This is a genomic window from Ideonella sp. P3_A4, assembly GCF_056403075.1.
Genome location: NZ_JBFUGE010000659.1, coordinates 1 through 3,148, shown reverse-complemented (window position 1 = coordinate 3,148; position 3,148 = coordinate 1). Strand labels below are relative to the sequence as shown.

Here is a 3,148-nt window from a genome sequence, read left to right as displayed (position 1 = left end):
GCTGATCGATCGCCTGCAGCAGGCTGTCGAAGCCGGCATCCAGGTGCTGGACCTGCTGGTCAATGGCTGGACTACCGCGCAACGCCTGACGCAGCGCAGTGCGCTTGGTCACGGCTACCCAGCGCTGACCCAGTAGCTGCTCGATCTCRGCCTGCACTGGCGAGGGCGRCTGGTACGGGCGCAGCTGAGCGTGATGCTCGGCCAGGTACCGYGCAATCACACGGGCGTCCACCCGATCGGTCTTGGCCCGCATACCCAGCGCCTTGGCGTAGAAGTACACGTCACGGGCGTTCAGGACATACACCGTGAYGCCCAGGCGAACGGCTTGGCGCACCAGCGTCAGATGRCACTSRCCCGTGGACTCCACGGCKACCTTGGCCCCTTTGGGCAAGGTGCGCAACCAGGCAGCCACCGCAGCGTCCTGRTTGGGCAGCGCGGCGCAGCCTTGGCCGCCATGAACACAACCCACCAGCTCGGCCTTGGAAGCATCGATGCCGGCAAATACAGCTTGATCTTGCATGGTCAGGTCTCCCCTATCGACAATGACAGTCGTTGGGGTGGGGACCCGCCAGCCGCGTTGGCTTGCACTCAGATCGGCGGTCAGCCTTGTCGGCGGCCGCGCAGTTCTCTATCGACGCTGGCAGGCGGGGTGGGGGCAGTCTTCGCCAGTCGGTCCCAGGCCGATCTCCGGATTTCAGGCCCTCCACCCCAACCCCGCAACCATACAAGCCGGATCCGCGCACGCCACTGGATGGGCGGCGGCGCTTCGCGCGCCTACCGACGCGGTCTCGGGATCACTCCAATACCAGTCGCTGGGCGCGCAGCTTGTCGTAGGCCGGCCGACAGGCTTCGGCGACCCGCAAGGCCTCGCCGCTCAGCTGCGGCGAACGTTCCCGCCAGGGCTCGAAGCCGGTCGACTTCCAGACTGCGTCGTACCAGTACGGTGCCCAGATGCCGTCGCTGTCGCGTCGGCCCGCGGGCCATTCCAGCATGTTCTCGCTGAAGCCCAGGCCCACGTGCTCGCACAGGGCCTCGAGGTAAGGGCCGGGGGCGCGCAGGAAGTCGTCGGCGTCGATCACCGCCGGGGCGTGGCCCAGGTGGTCCGACACCTGGTCGAACAGCTTGACCTGCTGCAGCAGGCCGATGTCTTCGGGCGCCACGGTTGCGCGCGATTTCAGGTACGACTCGACCACCTCGGCCGGGTCGCGGATCAGGAACACGTTGGCCAGCCCGTTGACCCATGACGTCGAGTACCTGGCCTGCAGGTGGTGCGTCATGTGCTTCTGATACCAGACCGGCTTGCCGCCTGGCACCGGCCCGGTCGACAGCGTCTGGGCCACGCGCTCGTAGTCGGTGTCACCGTCGGCAATGATCTCGTCGCGGCCCGGGTGGTCCAACCCGGTCGCGGCCAGGTAGGCGGCGTACAACGGCTCGTCGCTCACGGCGCAGTCACCGCGGTTCTCCCAGGCCCGCATCATCGCGGTCGAGATGTTGCGCGGCCCGCTCCACATCGCGACGCGCAGCGGATTCTGCTGGGTGGTGCTCATTTCGTGCGCCCCGCGACGTCGCGCCGCACGAGCTCTTTGTACAGGCCTTGCAGCCGCGTCACCATCGGCCCCGGGATGGTGTCGTAGTCGCGGCCGTCGATCGTGCGCACGGGCACCACGCCGGCAAAAGTGCCGGTGCAGAAGGCCTCGTCGGCGCCGTAGACCTGGGTCAGGCTGAAGTTCTTCTCGAACACCGGGATGCCGGCTTCGCGGCAGACCTGGATCACGTTCGAACGGGTGATGCCACCCAGGCAGTAGTCGCCCGACGACGTCCAGACCTCGCCCTTGCGGACGATGAAGAAGTGGGTCGAGTTGCAGGTCGCGACGAACCCGTGCGGGTCGAGCATCAGCGCCTCGTCGGCACCGGCTTCGATCGCCTGGATGCAGGCGGTGATGCAGTTGAGCTTGCTGTGGCTGTTCAGCTTCGGGTCCTGCACATCGGGGAAGCCCCGCCGCACATGCACGGTGAACAGCTTCAGGCCGGCGGACAGCGTCTCGGGCTTGGCCAGCTTCCACTCAGGAATGATCACGACGGTGGCCTGGCCCAACGCAGCGCGCGGGTCCTGGTAAGGCGTGCGCTTGACGCCGCGCGTGACCATCATCCGGATGTGCACGCCGTCGTCCATCTTGTTGGCGGCCAGCGTGTCGTAGATGGCTTTCGTCAGCTCTTCGCGCGTCAGGCCGATTTTCAGCGCGATTGCTTTGGCGCCTTCGAACAGCCGGTCCAGGTGGGCGTCGAGGAAAACGGGGTGGCCGCCAACGACGCGCAAACCCTCCCAAACGCCGTCGCCCAGCACGAAGCCGCTGTCGAAGACCGAGACGGTGGCGTCAACCCGCGACTTCAGCGCGCCGTTGACCCAGATGCGAATGTCCGCGTTGCGCGGGTCGTCGTGGAAGTCGTGAATGCTTTGTGACATGTGCTTTCCCGAGGTGAGGGGCGCGCAGTCAAAAGGCGGTGGCATGATGCGCGGCTGGGCCACGAGCCCGAGCGATTTAGAGGATCTCATGAAGCGAACCGAATATCTCTCCGTTACCGGCGCCTTGGCCGCAGTTTTGTTTGCCGCCACCGTCGCAGGCCCGGCCCAAGCCCAGGCCGACAACAAGACACTCACCGGCAAGACCGGCACCGGCAAGGTGATGACGCGCGACGAACTGCGCGCTTGCATGAAGCAGCAGACAGAGCTGTCCGCGCGCAAGTCCGACCTGGAAGCGCGCCAGACCAAGATCAATGCCGAGCGCGACGAGATCCAGAAGGAGACCGACGCAATCAAGGCCGAGCAGGCGACGCTGTCTTCGAGCAGGGGATCTGTCGATGCGCTCAATGCCAAGATGACGGCCTTCTCGGCGAAGGTGAAGGACCTGCAGGCACGGTCGGACGAGCTCGAGAAATCCGGCCGCAGCGGCCCGACGGCCGAGCGCGAGCGCCGCAAGATGGAGAAAGAGGCGGCGGACATCAAGAAGGAAGAAGGCGAACTGAACGCCGAGCGCGACAAGATCCAGTCGGGCGGCAGTGATGCGGTCAACAAGTTGAATGCGCGTGTCGACGCGCAGCAGCAAACGGCCCAAAGCTGGAACGATCGCAACAAGGCGCTCGCCAAGGA

4 protein-coding genes are annotated in these 3,148 nt (G+C 65.9%); 1 reads left to right on the top strand and 3 read right to left on the bottom strand.

The window, feature by feature from the left end:
• The 3 genes from AC1DYI_RS30700 to AC1DYI_RS30690 all read right to left on the bottom strand — a co-directional run.
• On the bottom strand, positions 1 to 520 hold a 520-nt coding region (locus tag AC1DYI_RS30700), incomplete at its 3' end, for an IS110 family transposase (protein WP_477207902.1).
• Between the two features lie 274 nt (positions 521 to 794).
• The gene (locus AC1DYI_RS30695) at positions 795 to 1,547 is read right to left on the bottom strand and encodes a sulfotransferase-like domain-containing protein (RefSeq protein WP_477207901.1); all 753 of its coding nucleotides are present in this window, start codon (positions 1,545 to 1,547) and stop codon (positions 795 to 797) included.
• Positions 1,544 to 2,464: an aminotransferase class IV gene (locus AC1DYI_RS30690; protein ID WP_477207900.1), complete on the bottom strand. Its 921-nt coding sequence runs from the start codon at positions 2,462 to 2,464 to the stop codon at positions 1,544 to 1,546. The genes AC1DYI_RS30695 and AC1DYI_RS30690 overlap by 4 nt, the downstream gene beginning before the upstream one ends.
• 43 nt (positions 2,465 to 2,507) lie before the next feature.
• On the opposite strand from AC1DYI_RS30690, the gene AC1DYI_RS30685 reads away from it, so the two are divergent.
• Positions 2,508 to 3,148: hypothetical protein (locus tag AC1DYI_RS30685; protein WP_477207899.1), on the top strand; the 641-nt coding region annotated here is incomplete at its 3' end.